Source organism: Pseudomonas sp. ML2-2023-3 (assembly GCF_037055275.1).
Lineage (GTDB): Bacteria > Pseudomonadota > Gammaproteobacteria > Pseudomonadales > Pseudomonadaceae > Aquipseudomonas.
In genome coordinates, this window is the sequence record NZ_CP146343.1 from 4849143 (window position 1) to 4867624 (window position 18482).

The window sequence follows — 18482 nt, forward strand, 5'->3', positions numbered from 1 at the left end:
CGGGGCTTTTTTTGGGCGCAGATAAATCCACAACTGTGGCGCTTTACTGCTGCAGCTTCGGTGTTTCCTGGTCCAGGCAACGCACCGCCTGTTTCTTGTTGTTGACCAGTACCCCGGTCAGGCCTTTTTGTTCGGTATCGAACAACACGATGATGCCGTCAATGCACTTCGCCACCTGATTGGCCGGGGTGAGGGAGACTTTATAGTCTTCGCCCGGGATGGTCTTGAGCATGGTGTAGTCACTGAGCAGCAAGGCGTCTTCAGGCTTGGCGAAGTGCAGGTAGCCGTAGTACCACAGGGCCCCCACTGTGCCGATGATGCTGCAGATACCGGTAATGATCAGGGGGATGGCGTTGCGTTCTTCACTCATTGTTGGCTCTCGGGTTCACGTTCGGTGTTCGGTGAGGCGGGGTAATTGGCGATTTCGCCCAGTCGCCGCACGCCATTGAAATGTTGGGGGTCATCCAGGTAACGCAGCATCACCTGACGCCAGGTCGGGTCGGCAAATGTCTGTACGTGACCACCACGGGTCAGTTGCAGCACCTTGGGCAGGGGCGCAGCTTGATACAGGCGCAGGCCATTGGAAAGCGGCACGACCGGATCATCCAGGCTGTGGAAGATCAGCATCGGCACGCCGCCCATGTGCGGCATGGCATAGATGGCACTGTCGGCATCGGGCACCAGCCACGATAACGGCACTTGCAACGGCCAGGTCAGCCAGGACGTACTCAAGGCAAACTGCCCCACTTCGCGGTAACTGGCCGGAACGCCATCGAGCACCATGGCCGTGATTCGCGCCCGCTGCTGCGGGTGCTCGCTCAGGTAGTGAATCCCCATCGCGCCGCCCAGGCTTTGCCCCAGCACAATCAGCGGCAAGCCCTGGGTGTGCGGCTGGTGCTGCAACCACTCGAACGCCGCGTCGATGTCCTGATACACCCCTGGCAAGCCCGGCGAGCCCTGGGACAGGCCGTAGCCGCGATAATCAAGCATCAGCACCTGATAGCCCTGGGCTGGCAGCCACGCAGTAGCGCCAAGGTGATAGGCCAGGTTGCCGCCATTGCCGTGCAGATGCAGCACGGTACCCTTGAGGGGTACACCTTTTTTGGCCGGCAACCACCAGCCACTCAGGCGCGTGCCATCGGCGGCCGTCAAGGTCACGTCACGATATTCAAGGCCTGCCGCCGTCGGGGTGATCGGCAGACCGGGCTCGGGATAGAACAGCAATGAACTGCATCCGCTGAGGCTCAACAGCAGGCAGAGTGCAGCCAGGGTTTTCATCTTACTAGCTACCCTATGTAGTCGCTGCCGAAGGCTGCGATGGGGTTTGTGGGGCCTTCAATAAAAACGGCTTGCTGCGCAACCCTTCGCAGCCTTCGGCAGCGACTACAGGTTTTGTGTTGCTTACAAAATGTTGGAGTAATCCGCTTCGATACGATCAAGGCTCAAATGGTTGAGGAAGTTGGAGAAACACATCCAGGCCGAGAGCGCGTTCATGTCCCTGAACTGATCCGGCAAGTACTTGGGTGCTACCACCAATCCTTCATCCACCAACTGGCGCAAGGTGCGCATGTCTTCCAGCGTGGTTTTGCCACAGAACAACAGCGGCACTTGTTCCAGCTTGCCTTTACGCACGGCCAGCTGAATGTAGTTGTAAACCATGATGAAGCCCTTGAGGTAGGACAAGTCTTTGGTGAATGGCAGGCCGTTTGGCACCGACCCACGGAAAACCCGACTCGCATTGCCATAGCTTTCTGGCATCTCAAAGCCTTGCTCACGGAAGAACTCGTACACCTGCATAAAGTCCGCGCCCTCCTCCACCATATGAATGGCACGGGTGCGGTTGGTCAGTTTGCGCAGGCGGCTGGGGTAGGAGGCAAAGGTGATGATCTCCATCAGAATCGCCAGCCCCTCCTGGGTCACGGTGGACGACGGCGGCCCCTTGGACAGGAAGGTGCAGATCGGCTGGTTCAGACCATTGAGCGTGGTGCCCACATGCACCAGCCCTTCGTGAACTTCCAGCGCTCGCACGTCGCGTTCGTTGAACATCGCATCCGTGCGGATCTTGATGTAATCGGCCCCCGCCGCCGCATCCGCGACAATGCCGTCGGACTCGAACACGCGGATGGTCTCTTCGGCCTCGCCAAACACCTTGTTCAGACGGCTTTGCAGCAGGTTCACGGCATCCTTGGCCGTCAGGGTCTTGGCTTCGTCCTTGAGCGCGCCACGCCCGTCGATGTTGTCCAGGTAGTCGGACATCATCAGGCCCAGGTCGGCCAGGGTCGGGTCGCCGGCATGGAACGCGTCGGAGGCCGCGCCATACAGTTCCTGGGAGATCAGACCGAAATCTTCAGTGCCGCGCGCTTCAAGCATGCGCACCACCATCCGGTACTCTTTGCACATACGGCGCATGATCTGCCCGACCGGGTTGAACTGCCCCAGCTGGCGAGTGATATCACGCTCGATGTTCTGAAACTCGGACTTCACCGCCGCCGAATCAAAGGACAGCGGCCGGCCGAGGTAATAGTCGCGATTGACCGCGGGCATTTCCTTGCCCTTGGCCTTTAAAAAGCCTTGGCGGATGCTGTCGTCCCACTTCACCGCATCCAGCACGCGGATCGGTGTTTGTGCCAGCACGATGCGGTCAGACAACGTGCGTATCGTGCGCTGGTAGTCGTCCACCGGAAGCTTCCTTTAATTAAGAGCGTTACTTGGCCACACGTTTATAGCGGGCCGCTTCGACAAATACGTCGGAATTGGCCGGGTCGTCCAGGTAGGCAAAGACTTCAGCCGACGGGCTTTTGATCAAGGTGCCAGGGCCTTCGGCGGTTTCAACCGGGTCGCCGTTCAATACGGACTGGCCGATGGCCTGCTTGACTTGCTCCAGGTCCAGATCGTAGATCACCAGTTCGCCGTTATCGGTCAACTCGAAACCGCTCAGCGTGTGATTGCCCCCCAGTTTGGCCGGTATCGCAGCCGAGGCATACCAGCGACTGCCGTGGCGGGCAACAATGAACACATAACGCTCACGGGCCTTGGGCTCACCTTTGGGATAGACCACCGCCTGGTAACGCGTTTTGTCGACGGCACTGATTTCGAGATTGCGGGCTTGCCCCCAGGCGTCCTTGCTGACCCATTTACCCAGCAGCTGTTTGGGTGCCGGCTGTGCCACAAGCGGCGCCTGACTAAAAGTTACCAGGCATCCGTTCAACATAAAAAACGACAATGCCATGAGCATCACGCGCCAAGCTTTCATGCCTGCATCCTTCTATAGAGCGGCCAGCACCAAGTGCATATAACGCGCAAGAATAGCCAGCCGGTCGTCATCCGCCTCTGGCTGCGCGCCATCAAGTAGGGCCTGATATTCCATCCGACCGATAATCGCCGTCAAGACTTTGGCATCCTGGCGAGGTTGCCTGGAGCCTAGCACCTCGAAGATCTGGCAGGCGCCCTGCAGGAAAATCTGCTGATGGGCACGTACCAGCACCGCCAGCCGGGGGTTGATCAACGCCGCCTGGTGAAAGGCCTGCTCGGCCATCAACTGGTCGCGACGGGTCAGCATCTGGTGATGAAGGTAATGCGCGGTCATCTGTGCGATCTCGTCGGCCAGCATGGCGCGCGACTGCTGGCTGCCATCGCCCTTGGCCACCAGTTCACGCAGCTTGCCTTCAGTACTTTGCCATAGCTTGGCCATATAGGCCGCGCTGCGTTCCACATACTGGGCGAAGGTGTCATTGAGCAAATCGTCAATGTCCTTGAAGTAGTAAGTGGTTGCCGACAGAGGCACCCCGGCTTCAGCCGCCACGGCCCGATGGCGTACACCACGTACGCCGTCGCGCACGACAATGCGCATGGCGGCATCGAGGATCAATTGGCGACGCTGTTCGCTGCCATGGCGGCTGGCCTTGCGGCCCTGATACTCAACACTGTGCGCGAGCGCCACCGCGACATTTGCTGCGCCTTGAGATGACTTGACGAGATTCACGGGAAAATCCTTTTAATGCTGATGGGAACCTTGTAGTCGCTGCCGAAGGCTGCGAGGGGACCGTAGTGTTTTCGAGAAAACGGTTTGCTACGCAACCCTTCGCAGCCTGCGGCAGCGACTACAGGAAACGCCAGACAATAAAAAGCCGCCTTTGACGGCGGCTTTTTATTCTGCATCGTTACGCTTGTGGGCGCATATGCGGGAACAGGATCACGTCACGAATCGACGGCGAGTTGGTCAACAACATCACCAGACGGTCGATACCGATACCTTCACCGGCAGTCGGTGGCATGCCGTATTCCAGGGCACGTACGAAGTCTGCGTCGTAGTGCATGGCTTCGTCGTCGCCTGCATCCTTGTCAGCAACCTGCGCCATGAAGCGCTCGGCCTGATCTTCGGCGTCGTTGAGCTCGGAGTAGGCGTTGGCGATTTCACGGCCACCGATAAACAGCTCGAAGCGGTCAGTGACGTTCGGGTTCTCGTCATTGCGTCGGGCCAGCGGCGACACTTCGAACGGGTACTGGGTGATGAAGTGCGGCTGCTCCAGCTTGTGCTCGACCAGCTCTTCGAAAATCATCACTTGCAGCTTGCCCAGGCCTTCGAAGCCCAGCACCTTGGCGCCGGCTTTCTTGGCAATGGCACGAGCCTTGTCGATGTCGTTCAGGTCGTCAGCGGTCAGCTCAGGGTTGTACTTGAGGATCGAGTCGAATACCGACAGACGCACAAACGGTTCGCCAAAGTGGAATACCTTGTCGCCGTACGGCACGTCGGTCGTGCCCAGAACCAGCTGAGCCAGCTCACGGAACAGCTCTTCGGTCAGGTCCATGTTGTCTTCGTAGTCGGCGTAAGCCTGGTAGAACTCCAACATGGTAAATTCAGGGTTGTGACGAGTCGAAACACCTTCGTTACGGAAGTTGCGGTTGATCTCGAACACTTTCTCAAAACCACCCACTACCAGACGCTTGAGGAACAGTTCCGGCGCGATGCGCAGGTACATGTCCATGTCCAGAGCGTTGTGGTGAGTTTCGAACGGCTTGGCTGCCGCGCCGCCCGGGATGGTTTGCAGCATCGGCGTTTCCACTTCAAGGAAATCACGCGCCATCAGGAAGCTGCGGATGTGGGCGATCACTTGCGAACGCACACGGAACGTGTGGCGCACGTCTTCGTTGACGATCAGGTCAACGTAACGCTGGCGATAGCGCTGCTCGGTGTCGGTCAGGCCGTGGTGCTTGTCCGGCAGCGGGCGCAGGGATTTGGTCAGCAGGCGCACGTTGGTCATTTCAACGTACAGATCGCCTTTGCCGGAGCGGGCCAGGGTGCCTTCGGCGGCGATGATGTCGCCCAGGTCCCAGGTTTTCACTTCGGCCAGGGTTTCTTCCGGCAGGGTCTTGCGGTTGACGTAGACCTGGATGCGACCGGTCATGTCCTGGATCACCATGAACGAGCCACGGTTAAGCATGATGCGACCAGCAACCTTGACCGGGATGGCGGCTTCAGCCAGCTCTTCCTTGGTGGCTTCGGCGTACTTCTTCTGCAGGTCGGCGCAGTAGTTGTCACGGCGGAAGTCATTTGGGAAGGCATTGCCCTTGGTGCGCTCGGCTGCAAGTTTTTCCTTGCGCAGGGCGATCAGGGCGTTTTCTTCCTGTTGCAGGTCTTGCGGGTCGAGTTGTTGGTCGCTCATGTCTTTAAAAATTCCATCACAGGTTCGTTGCCCCCGCCTGGCGGCAGGGGGAAGCGGGCTTTAGCGCGCCTTGTGGGCATCGCACTGGCTTCGCACACGTTTTGTTGCGCGACTTACAGCCCTTGTTTCAGGCTGGCTACCAGGTATTCGTCGATATCGCCGTCGAGCACCTTGTCGCAATCGCTGCGTTCGATGTTGGTACGCAAATCCTTGATACGCGAGGCGTCGAGTACGTACGAGCGGATCTGATGACCCCAGCCGATGTCCGACTTGGTGTCTTCCAGGGCCTGGGAAGCGGCATTGCGCTTCTGGATTTCCTGCTCGTAAAGACGCGCCCGCAGCATTTTCATCGCGGTGTCTTTGTTCGCATGCTGCGAACGTTCGTTCTGGCAGCTCACCACGGTGTTGGTCGGTACGTGAGTGATACGTACGGCCGAGTCGGTGGTGTTTACGTGCTGACCACCCGCACCGGAGGAACGATAGGTGTCGATCCGCAGGTCGGAGGGGTTGATGTCGATTTCGATGTTGTCGTCGATTTCCGGCGAAACGAATACAGCCGAGAACGAGGTGTGACGACGGTTGCCCGAGTCGTACGGGCTTTTGCGAACCAGACGATGGACGCCAATCTCGGTACGCAACCAACCAAACGCGTATTCGCCTTTGATGTGTACGGTTGCGCCTTTGATCCCGGCCACTTCACCGGCAGACAATTCCATGATGGTGGCATCGAAGCCGCGCTTGTCGGCCCAACGCAAATACATCCGCAACAGGATATTGGCCCAGTCTTGCGCTTCGGTGCCACCGGAGCCGGCCTGGATGTCCAGGTAAGCGTTGTTGGCATCCATCTCACCGCTGAACATGCGGCGGAATTCGAGTTTTTCAAGGGCTTCGCGCAGACGTTCCACTTCAGCGGCAACGTCATCTACAGCGGCCTGATCTTCTTCCTCGGCAGACATCAGCAGCAGGTCTTTGGCGTCGGCCAGACCCGTGTGCATCTCATCGAGGGTTTCAACGATCTGCGCCAGCAGGGAGCGCTCGCGCCCCAGTTCCTGGGCGTACGAAGGGTTGTTCCAGACACTCGGATCTTCAAGCTCGCGATTGACTTCAGTCAGACGCTCATGCTTTTGATCGTAGTCAAAGATACCCCCGAATGGTTTCGGAGCGCTCTGACAGGTCCTTGATGCTGTTAAGGATCGGGTTGATTTCCATGGCTGGCGGCACTCGTAGGCGATTTTTACAAAGCCGGGGAGTATACCGTAAACAGAGCGTATCAGCAGCCCGCCTGGCGGGGTTCTGGGCAGGAAAGTGCAGATAAACCGCACCGATCCAATCTCGAACGATCTCGCTCACAGATGATCAGGGGTAATAGCTTATTGACGAATTCCGTCAGAGATTTCCTCTTTCCGGTGAAGGCTAGATCCTGGAAGTTTGTCCCCGGTCCAGATCAGCTTGCACCTTGGAAAAACGGAGGTTTAGTGTGCGCTCTTCGCTGACCTCTCAGCGGACGGAAGTGGAAGTCCGAAGCTAATCAAGCACACGGTAATTAACCAACGGAGCTTTCACCTCTTGAAAAAAAAATCCCCAACTTGCCGACACTTCAAACCCTTAAAACTACCCAAACCCGCGTACTCAAAGCATTTAAAGCCCCTGCCCCCGCGATTGTTTCAACCCTTCCCGCGACCACCGAGCGTGCCTTCGGCCCGGTCGACTCGACCTTGCAACCCATGTTCACCTTGCGTGCCGGTATCAGCGCACAGGATGCGCTGGCCCATGTTTCATTGCTTTTGCTCTGCGCGGAACAAACCAGTGATGACATTACCGAGTTGGGCAGCGGTGTTGAACGCGGCCTGATCTGGTCGATGGTGCACTCGGTCGAAATGGCGCGCGCCGTGGTGGACTCATTGCTGGAACGTGCCGGGTAAGTGATGCACCGATTGGGTTTGTACTCGGTGGTTTTCACTGCAATACCGAGTACATATCCAGCATTGCCGTCCAACTGGAAGATGGGTTTCGCTCTTAAAAATGCGTCACAGAAGCCTGCGCAAAATCTGTAGCAGCTGACGAGTAGAACTAGGCTGCGTCCGGTTTGGTGCGCCACTGCGACGTTGCAGTCGTAAAACCGGATACTACGGTCGTTCAGGTAAAACCCGGACTCAGGTTTTACGGTCGCTTCGCAACCGAACGCAGCCTCGCACGGCTCGTCAGCGACTACAAAGATCGGCGTACCTCGCCCCTCTACTCAATCCCCACCCGATTACGCCCATTCTTCTTGGCCAGATAAAGCCCCTTGTCCGCTGCCGAAATCAGCTCGCGGCAGTTGCTGTTCTGCTGCGGGGTCATGGTCGACAGACCAATGCTGATGGTCAGGCTGCTGCCAGCGACCGGCGAAATGTGCGGAATGTTCATGGCTTCAACCGACATCCGCAGTTTTTCAGCCACCAGTCGGGCGCCACCCTGGGACGTATTGGGCAGCACGATGGCAAACTCCTCGCCACCGTAGCGGGCCGGCAAGTCAGACGGTCGGCTGCTGGCATCACGAATGGCCCCTGCTACCTTGCGCAACGCTTCATCACCGTCCAGATGACCAAAGGTGTCGTTGTAGGACTTGAAGTAATCAACATCGATCATCAGCAACGACAACTGGGTTTGCTCGCGCAGGGCTCGGCGCCACTCCAGCTCCAGGTACTCATCGAAGTGCCGACGGTTGGACAGTCCGGTCAGGCCGTCGGAATTCATCAGCCGCTGCAGCACCAGGTTGGTGTCCAGCAACTGCTGCTGGCTGACCCGTAGCGCACGGTAGGCGGCATCCCGCTGCAACAGTGTCATGTAGGACCGCGAGTGATAGCGGATCCGCGCCACCAGTTCGATGTTGTCCGGCAGTTTCACCAGGTAATCATTGGCCCCCGCCGAAAACGCCGCGCTCTTGATCAGCGGGTCTTCTTTGGTGGAAAGCACGATGATCGGGATGTTCTGGGTCGCAGGGTGATTGCGGTACTCGCGCACCAGGCTCAGCCCGTCCAGACCCGGCATCACCAGATCCTGCAAGATCACCGTGGGCTTGATGCGGATGGCCTGAGCAATGGCCTGATGCGGGTCCGCACAAAAGTGAAAATCAATGTTCTGCTCAAGGGCCAACCCACGGCGCACGGCTTCGCCGATCATTGCCTGATCGTCCACCAGCAACACCATGGCCGCGTTTTCGTCAGTTTTAACGTCGTCCAACTGCAAGTCGCTCATGCGCGTTCACCTGAATTACTTCCTTCAAGCCAGACCTGCCGGGTTTTACCAGTCATTTGGCAAATTTCTCCAGCAAGCGTGGCGCAATCTTGTCCAAGGGGCGGATCTCAACCGCTGCATCGATGGCGGCCGCCGCTTTGGGCATGCCGTACACCGAGCTGCTCTGTTGATCCTGGGCAATGGTGAGAAAACCCTGCTGACGCATGAGTTTGAGACCTTGAGCCCCGTCACGTCCCATGCCGGTCAACAGCACCCCTACCGCATCACCATTCCAGTACTGGGCAACACTTTCAAAAAAAACATCTATCGAAGGTCGGTAGATTTCATTAACCGGCTCGGCGGTATAGGCCAGCGTGCCGTTTTTCAATAACCGTATGTGGTGGTTGGTCCCTGCCAGCAGGACTGTCCCCACCTGAGGGGTTTCGCCGTCACGGGCCAAACGCACGTCAAGCCCGCACGAGCTGCTCAGCCACTCGGCCATCCCGGCAGCAAAGACCTGATCCACATGCTGGACCAGCACGATGGCCGCACCAAAGTTCCTCGGCAGGCCCTTGAGCAATGTTTCAAGCGCTGCCGGACCGCCCGCCGACGAACCGATAGCCACCAGCCCGCCCCGTACACCCGGAACACGTGGCTGAGCAGAAACCGGGGAGACCCGTTTTTCGCTTTGGCCCATCAACCAGCCGACATTGAGGATCTTGCGCAGGAGTGGCGCCGAGGCCTCTTTGGGATTGCTGCCACCCAGCACGGGGGTATCCACCACATCCAGCGCGCCAAAGCCCATGGCCTCGAACACCCGGTGGACATTCTGCTCACGGTCGATGGTCACAATGACGATGGCACACGGGCTTTCGGCCATGATCCGGCGTGTCGCTTCGACCCCGTCCATGACCGGCATGATCAGGTCCATCAAGATCAGGTCTGGCGTGTTTTCGGCACACAGGCGCACGGCCTCTTCGCCATCACTGGCGACCCAGACCACCTGGTGGGCAGGCTCGAATGCAAGGGCTCGACGCAAGGCTTCAACCGCCAAGGGCATATCGTTGACGATGGCTATTCTCATGTCTGGGCTCCTCCAATCAGCTCAACCACTGCATCAAGCAGCGCATCGTCATGGAAACTGGCTTTGGCTAGATAATAGTCGGCTCCTGCATCCAGGCCGCGCCGACGGTCTTCTTCACGATCTTTGTAAGACACCACCATCACCGGCATCGATTGCAATCGACTGTCGCGACGTAACAGCGTAACCAGTTCGATGCCATCCATGCGCGGCATATCGATGTCGGTGATCAACAGATCAAAGTGTTCGGCACGCAAGGCATTCCAGCCATCCATGCCGTCAACCGCCACAGCGACTTCATAGCCACGATTGAGCAGCAACTTGCGTTGCAACTCGCGCACTGTCAGGGAGTCATCCACGACCAGGATACGTTTGCGAGTCAGTTCGGCGGTGTGCCGGTTGCGCCGGTCGATACGTTCCAGACGCCCGGTGTTGAGCAGTTTGTCCACCGATCGCAGCATGTCTTCGACATCCACGATCAGCACCGGCGAGCCATCGTCAAGCAAGGCCCCGGCCGAAATGTCCTGCACCTTGCCCAAACGCGGGTCCAGGGGCAATACCACCAGGGTACGCTCACCCACAAAGCGCTCGACAGCCACGCCGTACACGGCGTCGCGCTCGCGAATCACGACCACCTTGAGGGTTTCGTCATCGCTCTGACTGGGCGGGCGCTGCAGCAATTGACTGGCGGCCACCAGCCCCACATGCCGACCCTCATGCCAGAAATGCTGGCGCCCCTCCAGTTGCACAATGTCATCCGGATGCACATCGCGCATGCGCTCGATATGCGCCAGCGGGAACGCGTAAGCCTCGTCTGCGACCTCCACCACCAGACTGCGCACCACTGACAAGGTCAGCGGTACTTCCAGATGGAAGCGACTGCCATGCTGAGGGGTGTGCTCCAGCACAATGGCACCGCGCAGCAGGCGCACCATGTGCTGAACGGCATCCAGCCCCACGCCGCGCCCCGAGACTTCGGTCACGGTGTCGCGCAGGCTGAAGCCCGGTAAAAACAGAAAGCTCAGCAGTTCCTCTTCGCTCAGTTGCGCCACTGTAAGCTCGGTGGACAGCTGACGCTCAACGATGGTGCGGCGCAAACGTTCCAGGTCGACACCGGCTCCGTCATCGCTCAACTCCAACACCAACAGCCCGGCCTGATGGGAGATGCGCAAGCGAATCAGGCCTTCGGCCGGCTTGCCGGCCAGCAGTCGCTGCTCCGGCGTCTCAATGCCGTGATCGACGGCATTGCGCAGCAAATGGATCAATGGCGCTTCGAGCTTTTCCAGCACATCGCGGTCAACCTGGGTTTTCTCGCCTTCGATTTCCAGGCGAATCTGTTTACCCAGGGCGCGGCCCAAATCACGCACCATGCGCTCCTGCCCCACCAGAACATCGGCAAACGGGCGCATGCGGCAAGCCAGGGCCGTGTCGTAGAGCATTTGCGCACGCTGACCCGCCTGCCAGCAAAACTCGTCGAGCTCGGCGGTCTGCTCGCCAAGCAATTGCTGGGACTCCGCCAGGATCCGCCGGGCGTCTATCAACGCCTCTTCAGCTTCATGGCCAAGCCCCATGACCTTAAGCTGCTCACTGAGGGTGTCCATCGCCCGCAGGTTGGTGCTCTGCATGCGTTTAAGGCGCTGCAATGTCACCAGAAAGGGCTTGAGCCGCTGGGTTTCCACCAGGGATTTACTGGACAGATCCAGCAGGCTGTTCAGGCGCTGCGCCGTGACCCGCAAGACCCGTTCGCCGCTTTCGGTCAGGCGTTGCGGGCGACGCACCGGCTCTGGCGACACCTGGGGCTCGACCTGAGCCTGCGCAGGCACGTCAATCACGGGCTCTGGCGCAACCGGCGTCGGCATCAGCAGCAGTTGCGACACGTCAAAATCGGGGGGCGCTACCTGTACAGACGGAGCCACCGGGGCCGAAGGGTCCAGCAGTTCATTCATGTGCGCCACATAGGCGTCGATGTCTTGCGGGCCCACCGTGTTGCCGGGGGTCGCGATACGCATCAGCAGGTCAGTCCCTTGCAGCAAGGCATCAATATGCTCGCGCTGCAGGTACAAACGGCCTTCCTGGGCACTGACCAGGCAATCTTCCATGACATGGGACACGCTGACCCCGGCGTCCACCCCGACAATCCGTGCCGCACCCTTGAGCGAATGGGCGGCACGCATGCAGGCTTCAAGCTGGTCGGCCTGGGTCGGGTTACGTTCCAGCGCGAGCAAACCGGCATTGAGCACCTGGGTTTGCGCCTCGGCCTCAAGACTGAACAGCTCAAGCAACGAGGCGTCGCGCATTTGCTCAGGGGTCATGTAAGGCTCCGGGTGATTGCACTCAACAGTTGCTCTTCATCCAATAAACGCAGACTGCGGGTTTTCCACTGCAGCACTCCCCGGGTGTATTTGGCGCTGGCATGCCCGCCAGAGACTGACGCTGCGTTGATGTCACCCTCGGCGATATTGTGGATGCCATCCACTTCATCCACCGGCAGCACGACCGCTCCGCCGTGGGCCGCCACAATCAACATGCGCGGCATGACCCGCAGCGATGTTGCACCGGGCACTCCCGGGTCGAGCCCCAACAGCTCAACCAGTGACAGGCACGGCACCAGGGTGCCGCGCACATTCGCCACACCGCGCAAGGCGCTGGAGCGCTGGTGAGGCAAGGAGTGGATCGACTGCATCGGCGCGACTTCATCCAGACACCGCGTGACCAGCGCCAGCCATTCATCGCCCAAACGAAAAATCACCAGCGAGCAGGTCGCCACTTTCTGCTCATGCCCCTGGGAGGCCTGTATTTCCTGGCTCTCGTGCTCAAAGGCGTAGCGATCCAGCAAACGGGTCGCAGCACTCGAATACACGGCGCAGTTACGGCAATGGATATGCTGGGGCAACACCGTACAGCTCTTGTCACCGTAGATACCAATGCGGTTCCAGCAGTCATCGATAGCCTGCGCTTCGGAGTGGATCAAGCTCTGTGCGGCTAAAGTGCTCATTGTTTACGCTCACTTTGGGCCGAACGCCCGTTACGGGCAGCGCGCTCGTTCAAGCGCTGAGCGCCTGCCGTATCGCCTTGCGAAGCCAGCAGGGCCGCCAGATGGGCCAATGCCTGCGAATGCTGGGGTTCCAGGTACAGCGCCTTGCGATAAAAAACCTGGGCCTCGGCCGTCTGGCCCTGAACATCACTGAGCAGGCCCAGCCAGTAAAAGACTTCTGCCTGCGGGTCATGGCGCTGCAAGAACTGCTCGCAGACCGCACGGGCCTCTGTGCTTTTACCTTCGTTGGCCAGGGTGGCGATCCGCTCCAGCAAAACCATCGGATCTTCAGCCGTCGAAGGGGCTTTTGGCGCCGCATGGGCCTGGGGCCTCGGCGCAAAGGGTCGGTTGGCCGGTGGAGGCAACGGGGTTGGTGGCTGGGGGCGCATCAGCGGTTTGAACTCTGCCAGTACAGGACGAGCCGCAGGAGCAGGTTCGTGGCTGTGGCAAAAGGCAAACGACTGTGGCGCACCGATCGAACGCATGCCCAAGCGGCTGAGCAGGCTGCCCTCGGCCGGGCCAATAAACAAAACGCCGTCCTCACAGGTCAGACGCTTGAGCACATCCAGTGCTTTCTGCTGGGTTTTAAGATCAAAGTAGATCAAGAGGTTGCGGCAGAACACAAAGTCATAAGGCGCATGACTGCCTGCCAGCGCCGGGTCCAGCAAGTTGGCGACAGTGAAGCGGACCTGTTCGCAGACCCGCCCGGACAGTTGATAACCGTCAGTCTCAAGGCTGAAGTAGCGCTCGCGAAAATCAGTTTGCTGACCACGAAAAGAGTTTTTGCCATACAGGGCAGTCTGGGCCCTTTGGACTGAAAGCGGGCTGACATCCAGCGCTTCGACTTTAAATTGATGCGCAGCAAAACCGGCATCGAACAGCGCCATTGCAATCGAATACGGCTCTTCGCCGGTCGAACACGGCACGCTCAGGATTCGCAGGGCGCGCCGATTGCCGATTTGGGCCAGGCGCTGTCTGGCCAGGCGTCCCAGCGTGACAAAGGACTCGGGATAACGAAAAAACCAGGTTTCGGGCACGATCACGGATTCGATCAGGGCCTGCTGTTCATCCTGGGAGCTGAGCAGGTGCTGCCAGTAGCGATCGTTGTCGACCATGTGCAGCGCAATGCAACGCTGGCGAACGGCACGTTCAATAATGGCCGGACCGACCGAAGCCACATCCAGGCCGATTCGCTGCTTCAGAAAATCGAAAAAGCGTTGATCGGTACTCATGGGCTCACCTGCGCGCAGGCATCATCTTCACCTTGGGCAAAAAGCAACGCATACACCGCCGGGCTCAGCAACTCATCGACGCTCAACCACTGCAACAGCCCCGCTTCGTCTTTGCGCACGGGCCCCAGATAAGGCGCATCGCAGTTATCGATGCAATAGGGCTGAAACTCTGCGGGATCACAGCGCAAGGTATCGCTGGCCTGCTCAAGCAGCAGACCGAGCAATTGCCCGCGATAGTTGACCAGCACCAAACGGGTGCTGGTGCGGGCCACGGCGTCGGTGCCAAACGTCATGGCGCTGATATCGATCACCGGAATCATTCGGTCACGGTGAGCGAACACCCCGGCCACCCACGCAGGGGCATGGGCAATGGGCTTGAGCGGCAAGCGCGGCAGCACCTCGACGACATCGGTGGCGGCCAGGGCATAGCGCTCGTTGCCAATGTAAAACACCAGAAACAGGCGTTGCTTGGGCACCTTCGCGCCCGCGTGCTTGGCTAGAGGCTCGCTCATCAGACTTTGAAGCGCGAAACGCCGCTGCGCAGCCCGACGGCAACCTGACTGAGTTCGTCGATCGCAAAGCTGGCCTGGCGCAAGGACTCGACGGTCTGGCTGCTGGCATCACCCAGTTGTACCAGCGCGAGGTTGATCTGCTCGGCACCCGTGGCCTGAGCCTGCATGCCCTCATTGACCATCAGCACACGCGGCGCAAGGGCCTGGACCTGATGGATGATTTGCGACAATTGCTCGCCCACCTGCTGCACCTCGGACATGCCGCGACGCACCTCTTCAGAAAACTTGTCCATGCCCATCACGCCTGCAGAGACCGCCGACTGAATTTCGCGCACCATCTGCTCGATATCGTAAGTGGCCACAGCGGTCTGGTCAGCCAAACGCCGGACTTCCGTGGCGACCACGGCGAAACCACGGCCATATTCACCGGCTTTTTCAGCTTCGATGGCGGCGTTGAGCGACAACAGGTTGGTCTGGTCGGCCACTTTGACGATGGTCACGACCACCTGATTAATGTTGCCGGCCTTCTCGTTGAGGATGGCCAGCTTGGCATTGACCAGATCGGCGGCGCCCATGACCGAGTGCATGGTTTCTTCCATGCGGGCCAGGCCTTGCTGCCCGGAACCGGCCAGTATCGAAGCCTGATCCGCTGCCGAAGTCACTTCGGTCATGGTGCGCACCAGGTCACGGGACGTGGCTGCAATTTCACGGGACGTGGCGCCGATCTCGGTAGTGGTCGCAGCGGTCTCAGTGGCCGTGGCCTGTTGCTGCTTGGAGGTGGCGGCGATTTCAGTGACCGAGGTGGTGACCTGCACCGAAGAGCGCTGGGCTTGGGATACCAGCGAAGTCAGCTCCGCCATCATGTCGTTAAAGCCGGTTTCAACTGCACCGAACTCGTCCTTGCGCTCCAGGTTCAAGCGCGAGCTCAAGTCACCGGAGCGCATGACTTCGAGAATCGAAACGATGCGCTGCATCGGCGACATGATCGCCTGCAGCAACAGGAAGCCACACAGCGCCGCGGCCAGTACGGCAATCACCAGCGAAACAATCATGCTGATCTTGGCAGTCATTACCGCTTGACCAATGTTGTCGGTTGCAAGAACAGCGGACTCGCGATTGCCATCGATAATATCGTTGAGGGCCTTGCGTCCAGCCATCCAGGCCGGGGCAAGTTCCTCGCCAAGCACCTTGTGGGCCTGTGCAAAGTCCTTGTTCTGATACAGGTCCAGAACCTTCGCCAACACCAGGCCGTATTCCTCATGAAGACGTACGAAGCTCTCGTAGTGAGCGTTGTCGTCACCTTCAAAAATGGTGCTGCGATAGTTCTTCAGTTCCCTGTTCAAGCGGTCTTCGTAATTGGCGTACAGCTTTTGGTCTTCGTTGGTCAGATCACGCTGGTTGAGCGAACCCACCAGTTCCAGGGTCAAGACATAGCTGTCGACCCAGGCACTGCGAATCATCGAGCTGTAATAAACCCCGGGGATCGAGTCGGTTTGCACCTTCTCTTCGCTGCTTTGGATTGAGAGCAGGCGCGAGTAAGACGCCACAACCATCAGCAACATAATGGCGATGATTACAGCAAAGCTCGCCAAGATGCGTTGGCGTAACGTCCAGTTCTTCACAGTCGATCCTCGGGAGCCATTCAAATGAAGGCGAGTATAGCCGAGGGTACGCAAGGATTCGTACAGACGTTGAGACAGATCTCACAGCAACAAACAAAAAAGCCTACGCATAAAAACAGACTAAATAAGTAGGAGATCACAAATTGTGCTCAATCTGTGGGAGCGGGCTTGCTCGCGATTCAGGCGACGCGGTGGATCTGGCAAACCGCGTTGCTTTCATCGCGAGCAAGCCCGCTCCCACAGGTCAGGTGTCACTCATACAATCCGGGGGTTGCCAGTCAAAACATCAGGGCATTGGTCAGGTCACCCATCGGCGTCTGTCCGCGCGCTTTCATTGCATCGTCACGCTGTTTGAGCCCATCAAGGACTTCCAGCCCGTGCACGCGGGTGATCAGGCGAAGGATCGAAGCAGTGTCATACACCGTGTGATCCACCGTCCTCTTGCGTGCGAAGGGTGATACCACCAAGGCAGGAATTCGCGTACCCGGCCCCCAACGGTCCCCCTTGGGCGGTGCAACGTGATCCCACCAGCCACCGTTCTCGTCCACCGTGAGCACTACCACCATGTTTTTCCATTGAGGGCTGTTACGCAGCACCTTGAGTGTGCGGTCGAGATGGCGATCACCGGCGGCCACATCGGCATAGCCCGCGTGCAGGTTGAGGTTGCCCTGGGGCTTGTAAAAGCTCACTGCGGGCAGTTTTCCGGCTTCGGCGTCGGCCAGAAAGCGGTTGGTGGTCGCCTCGTCGCCCAGGCCACCGTCGCGCAGCCGCTTGTTGCGCTCTGTCGGGTTGTGCGGGCCTTGTCGCTCAAAGTAGTTGAACGGCTGATGGTGGTACTGGAAGTTAGGGATCCTGGGGAGGCTTTCAGACCCTTTATACTGCTCCAGCGTGGCCTGCCAGGCGCCAGCGTACCAGGCCCAGTCGATGTTCTTTTTACTCAGCTTGTCGCCAATATGCTCGTGGCTTTGTGGCACCAGCACACTGGGCAGGTCGGGCTTGGCGTAGTCCGGTCGTTCAGGGTCGCGAATCCAGGTCGGCCAGTAGGGCGGGGCCATTGTGTTCACCGCGAAGCCGTCCGGCGTCAGGGCGCTGGGGCCGAACTGAGGAGCACCGGTCATGGCGCTGGCCGGGGACTTGCCCAGGGGTTTGAGGCGCGTGCCGGTGGGATCATCACCTTGCAACACCGCGATCTGGGCCTCGGCCACTGAGGTGTTCGCGTTGGGATAGAACGGCACGGTGGCGCTGATCAGGTACTGGTGGTTGAGAAACGAGCCACCAAAGGCGCCCTGGAAGAAGTTGTCACACAGCACGAACTCACGGGCAACGTCCCACAGACGCAGGGAATACTGGGACTGGGCGTAATAGCCCATGGTGAACCCACCGGAGTCTCCCCAGGCAACGAACTGATCATTCTTGCCGTCATTGATCTGCATCTGGTTCTGATAGAACACGTGCCACAAGTCGCGGGTGATCAGGTTGAGCGGCAGGTCTTCCTGATTCGGCCCCTTCAGGGCGAAGGGGGCATTGGGCAGGTTTTCCTGGAACTGCACACCTGGAGCATAGGTCACGCCATCGACCGTCTGCGGCCCCACTTGCACCACCCCGCCCCAGGCTGGCGGCAAGGTCTGCAACAGGCTGCCATCGCGGTCGCGCTGCTGATAGTCGGCGGGCTTGAGTGCCGACAACGGTTTTTCTACACCCGGAAAGTTGGCGAACAGGTTGTTGAAACTGCGGTTCTCGGCATAGATCACCACGATGGTCTTGACCTGTTCGTGGAGCTTTTTGTCCAGCTCGACCGGGGACAATGGCTGCGGATTGGTGGGAGCGTCGTGCTCAAAACCTCCACAAGCGCTCAAGGTGGCCGCTCCTGCGCCCAGTGCCGCAGCACCGGCCAGGAAACGACGGCGGCTGCTATCGACCTGGAGAGCCTTGTCTTTCTCGTCACTCATTACACATTCCTGATCAAGCGTAACAAAATGTTTCTTGCGGGCACGCTATCAGGGGATTATGACGAGGAAGTGGCAACGGTTCGAAGAAAAGAACCACGAATTGGCTCGTGTGGTGTTTTCACACATAAAAAACGCCCCGGACCATTGCGGACCGGGGCGCTGAAAAAAACATG

At 59.0% G+C, this 18482-nt stretch carries 16 protein-coding genes; 1 reads left to right on the plus strand and 15 read right to left on the minus strand.

Annotated elements, in window-relative coordinates:
* Positions 1–43: 43 nt before the first annotated feature.
* From V6P94_RS22360 to prfB, 7 genes are all read right to left on the minus strand, one after another.
* On the minus strand, positions 44–370 hold the full coding sequence (locus tag V6P94_RS22360; RefSeq protein WP_019822129.1) for a hypothetical protein: 327 nt from the start codon (positions 368–370) through the stop codon (positions 44–46).
* Positions 367–1278 carry an alpha/beta hydrolase gene (locus V6P94_RS22365; RefSeq protein ID WP_326397430.1) on the minus strand — a complete coding sequence of 304 codons (912 nt, stop codon included), beginning with the start codon at positions 1276–1278 and terminating at the stop codon, positions 367–369. Before V6P94_RS22365 ends, V6P94_RS22360 begins: the two co-directional genes overlap by 4 nt.
* Before the next feature lie 123 nt (positions 1279–1401).
* Complete coding sequence (locus tag V6P94_RS22370) at positions 1402–2679, minus strand: flavohemoglobin expression-modulating QEGLA motif protein (protein WP_133077755.1); 1278 nt, start codon at positions 2677–2679, stop codon at positions 1402–1404.
* A gap of 25 nt (positions 2680–2704) precedes the next feature.
* The gene (locus tag V6P94_RS22375; protein ID WP_326397428.1) at positions 2705–3253 is read right to left on the minus strand and encodes a hypothetical protein; all 549 of its coding nucleotides are present in this window, start codon (positions 3251–3253) and stop codon (positions 2705–2707) included.
* 12 nt (positions 3254–3265) lie between these two features.
* A complete protein-coding gene (locus tag V6P94_RS22380; protein ID WP_326397426.1) occupies positions 3266–3982 on the minus strand; it encodes a TetR family transcriptional regulator in 717 nt (238 codons plus the stop codon).
* Between the two features lie 178 nt (positions 3983–4160).
* Positions 4161–5663 (minus strand): lysine--tRNA ligase, encoded by a 1503-nt coding sequence (gene lysS / locus V6P94_RS22385; RefSeq protein WP_133077758.1) that lies wholly within the window; start codon positions 5661–5663, stop codon positions 4161–4163.
* 113 nt (positions 5664–5776) lie between these two features.
* A protein-coding gene (prfB, locus tag V6P94_RS22390) for a peptide chain release factor 2 (RefSeq protein WP_133077759.1) occupies positions 5777–6872 on the minus strand; the annotation gives its coding sequence in 2 pieces (ribosomal slippage) (positions 5777–6799 and positions 6801–6872; 1095 coding nt in all).
* A gap of 377 nt (positions 6873–7249) precedes the next feature.
* Between prfB and V6P94_RS22395 the strand changes: the two genes are divergently transcribed.
* Positions 7250–7585, plus strand: a complete 336-nt coding sequence (locus V6P94_RS22395) for a DUF3077 domain-containing protein (RefSeq protein ID WP_326397424.1) — start codon at positions 7250–7252, stop codon at positions 7583–7585.
* A 313-nt stretch (positions 7586–7898) separates the two neighbouring features.
* Here the strand turns inward: V6P94_RS22395 and V6P94_RS22400 are convergent, their stop codons facing one another.
* The 8 genes from V6P94_RS22400 to V6P94_RS22435 all read right to left on the minus strand — a co-directional run bounded on the left by V6P94_RS22400 (position 7899) and on the right by V6P94_RS22435 (position 18309).
* Positions 7899–8900, minus strand: a complete 1002-nt coding sequence (locus V6P94_RS22400; protein ID WP_133077761.1) for a PleD family two-component system response regulator — start codon at positions 8898–8900, stop codon at positions 7899–7901.
* Between the two features lie 52 nt (positions 8901–8952).
* Complete coding sequence (locus tag V6P94_RS22405) at positions 8953–9963, minus strand: chemotaxis response regulator protein-glutamate methylesterase (RefSeq protein WP_326397423.1); 1011 nt, start codon at positions 9961–9963, stop codon at positions 8953–8955.
* Positions 9960–12272, minus strand: coding sequence for a hybrid sensor histidine kinase/response regulator (locus tag V6P94_RS22410; RefSeq protein ID WP_133077763.1), 2313 nt, complete (start codon positions 12270–12272; stop codon positions 9960–9962). The genes V6P94_RS22405 and V6P94_RS22410 overlap by 4 nt, the downstream gene beginning before the upstream one ends.
* On the minus strand, positions 12269–12955 hold the full coding sequence (locus tag V6P94_RS22415) for a chemotaxis protein CheW (protein WP_133077764.1): 687 nt from the start codon (positions 12953–12955) through the stop codon (positions 12269–12271). The genes V6P94_RS22410 and V6P94_RS22415 overlap by 4 nt, the downstream gene beginning before the upstream one ends.
* Positions 12952–14226: a CheR family methyltransferase gene (locus V6P94_RS22420; protein ID WP_133077765.1), complete on the minus strand. Its 1275-nt coding sequence runs from the start codon at positions 14224–14226 to the stop codon at positions 12952–12954. The genes V6P94_RS22415 and V6P94_RS22420 overlap by 4 nt, the downstream gene beginning before the upstream one ends.
* A complete protein-coding gene (locus V6P94_RS22425) occupies positions 14223–14738 on the minus strand; it encodes a chemotaxis protein CheW (protein WP_133077766.1) in 516 nt (171 codons plus the stop codon). The genes V6P94_RS22420 and V6P94_RS22425 overlap by 4 nt, the downstream gene beginning before the upstream one ends.
* Positions 14738–16360, minus strand: a complete 1623-nt coding sequence (locus V6P94_RS22430) for a methyl-accepting chemotaxis protein (RefSeq protein ID WP_133077767.1) — start codon at positions 16358–16360, stop codon at positions 14738–14740. Before V6P94_RS22430 ends, V6P94_RS22425 begins: the two co-directional genes overlap by 1 nt.
* A 278-nt stretch (positions 16361–16638) precedes the next feature.
* Complete coding sequence (locus V6P94_RS22435) at positions 16639–18309, minus strand: acid phosphatase (protein ID WP_326397420.1); 1671 nt, start codon at positions 18307–18309, stop codon at positions 16639–16641.
* Between the last annotated feature and the right edge of the window lie 173 nt (positions 18310–18482).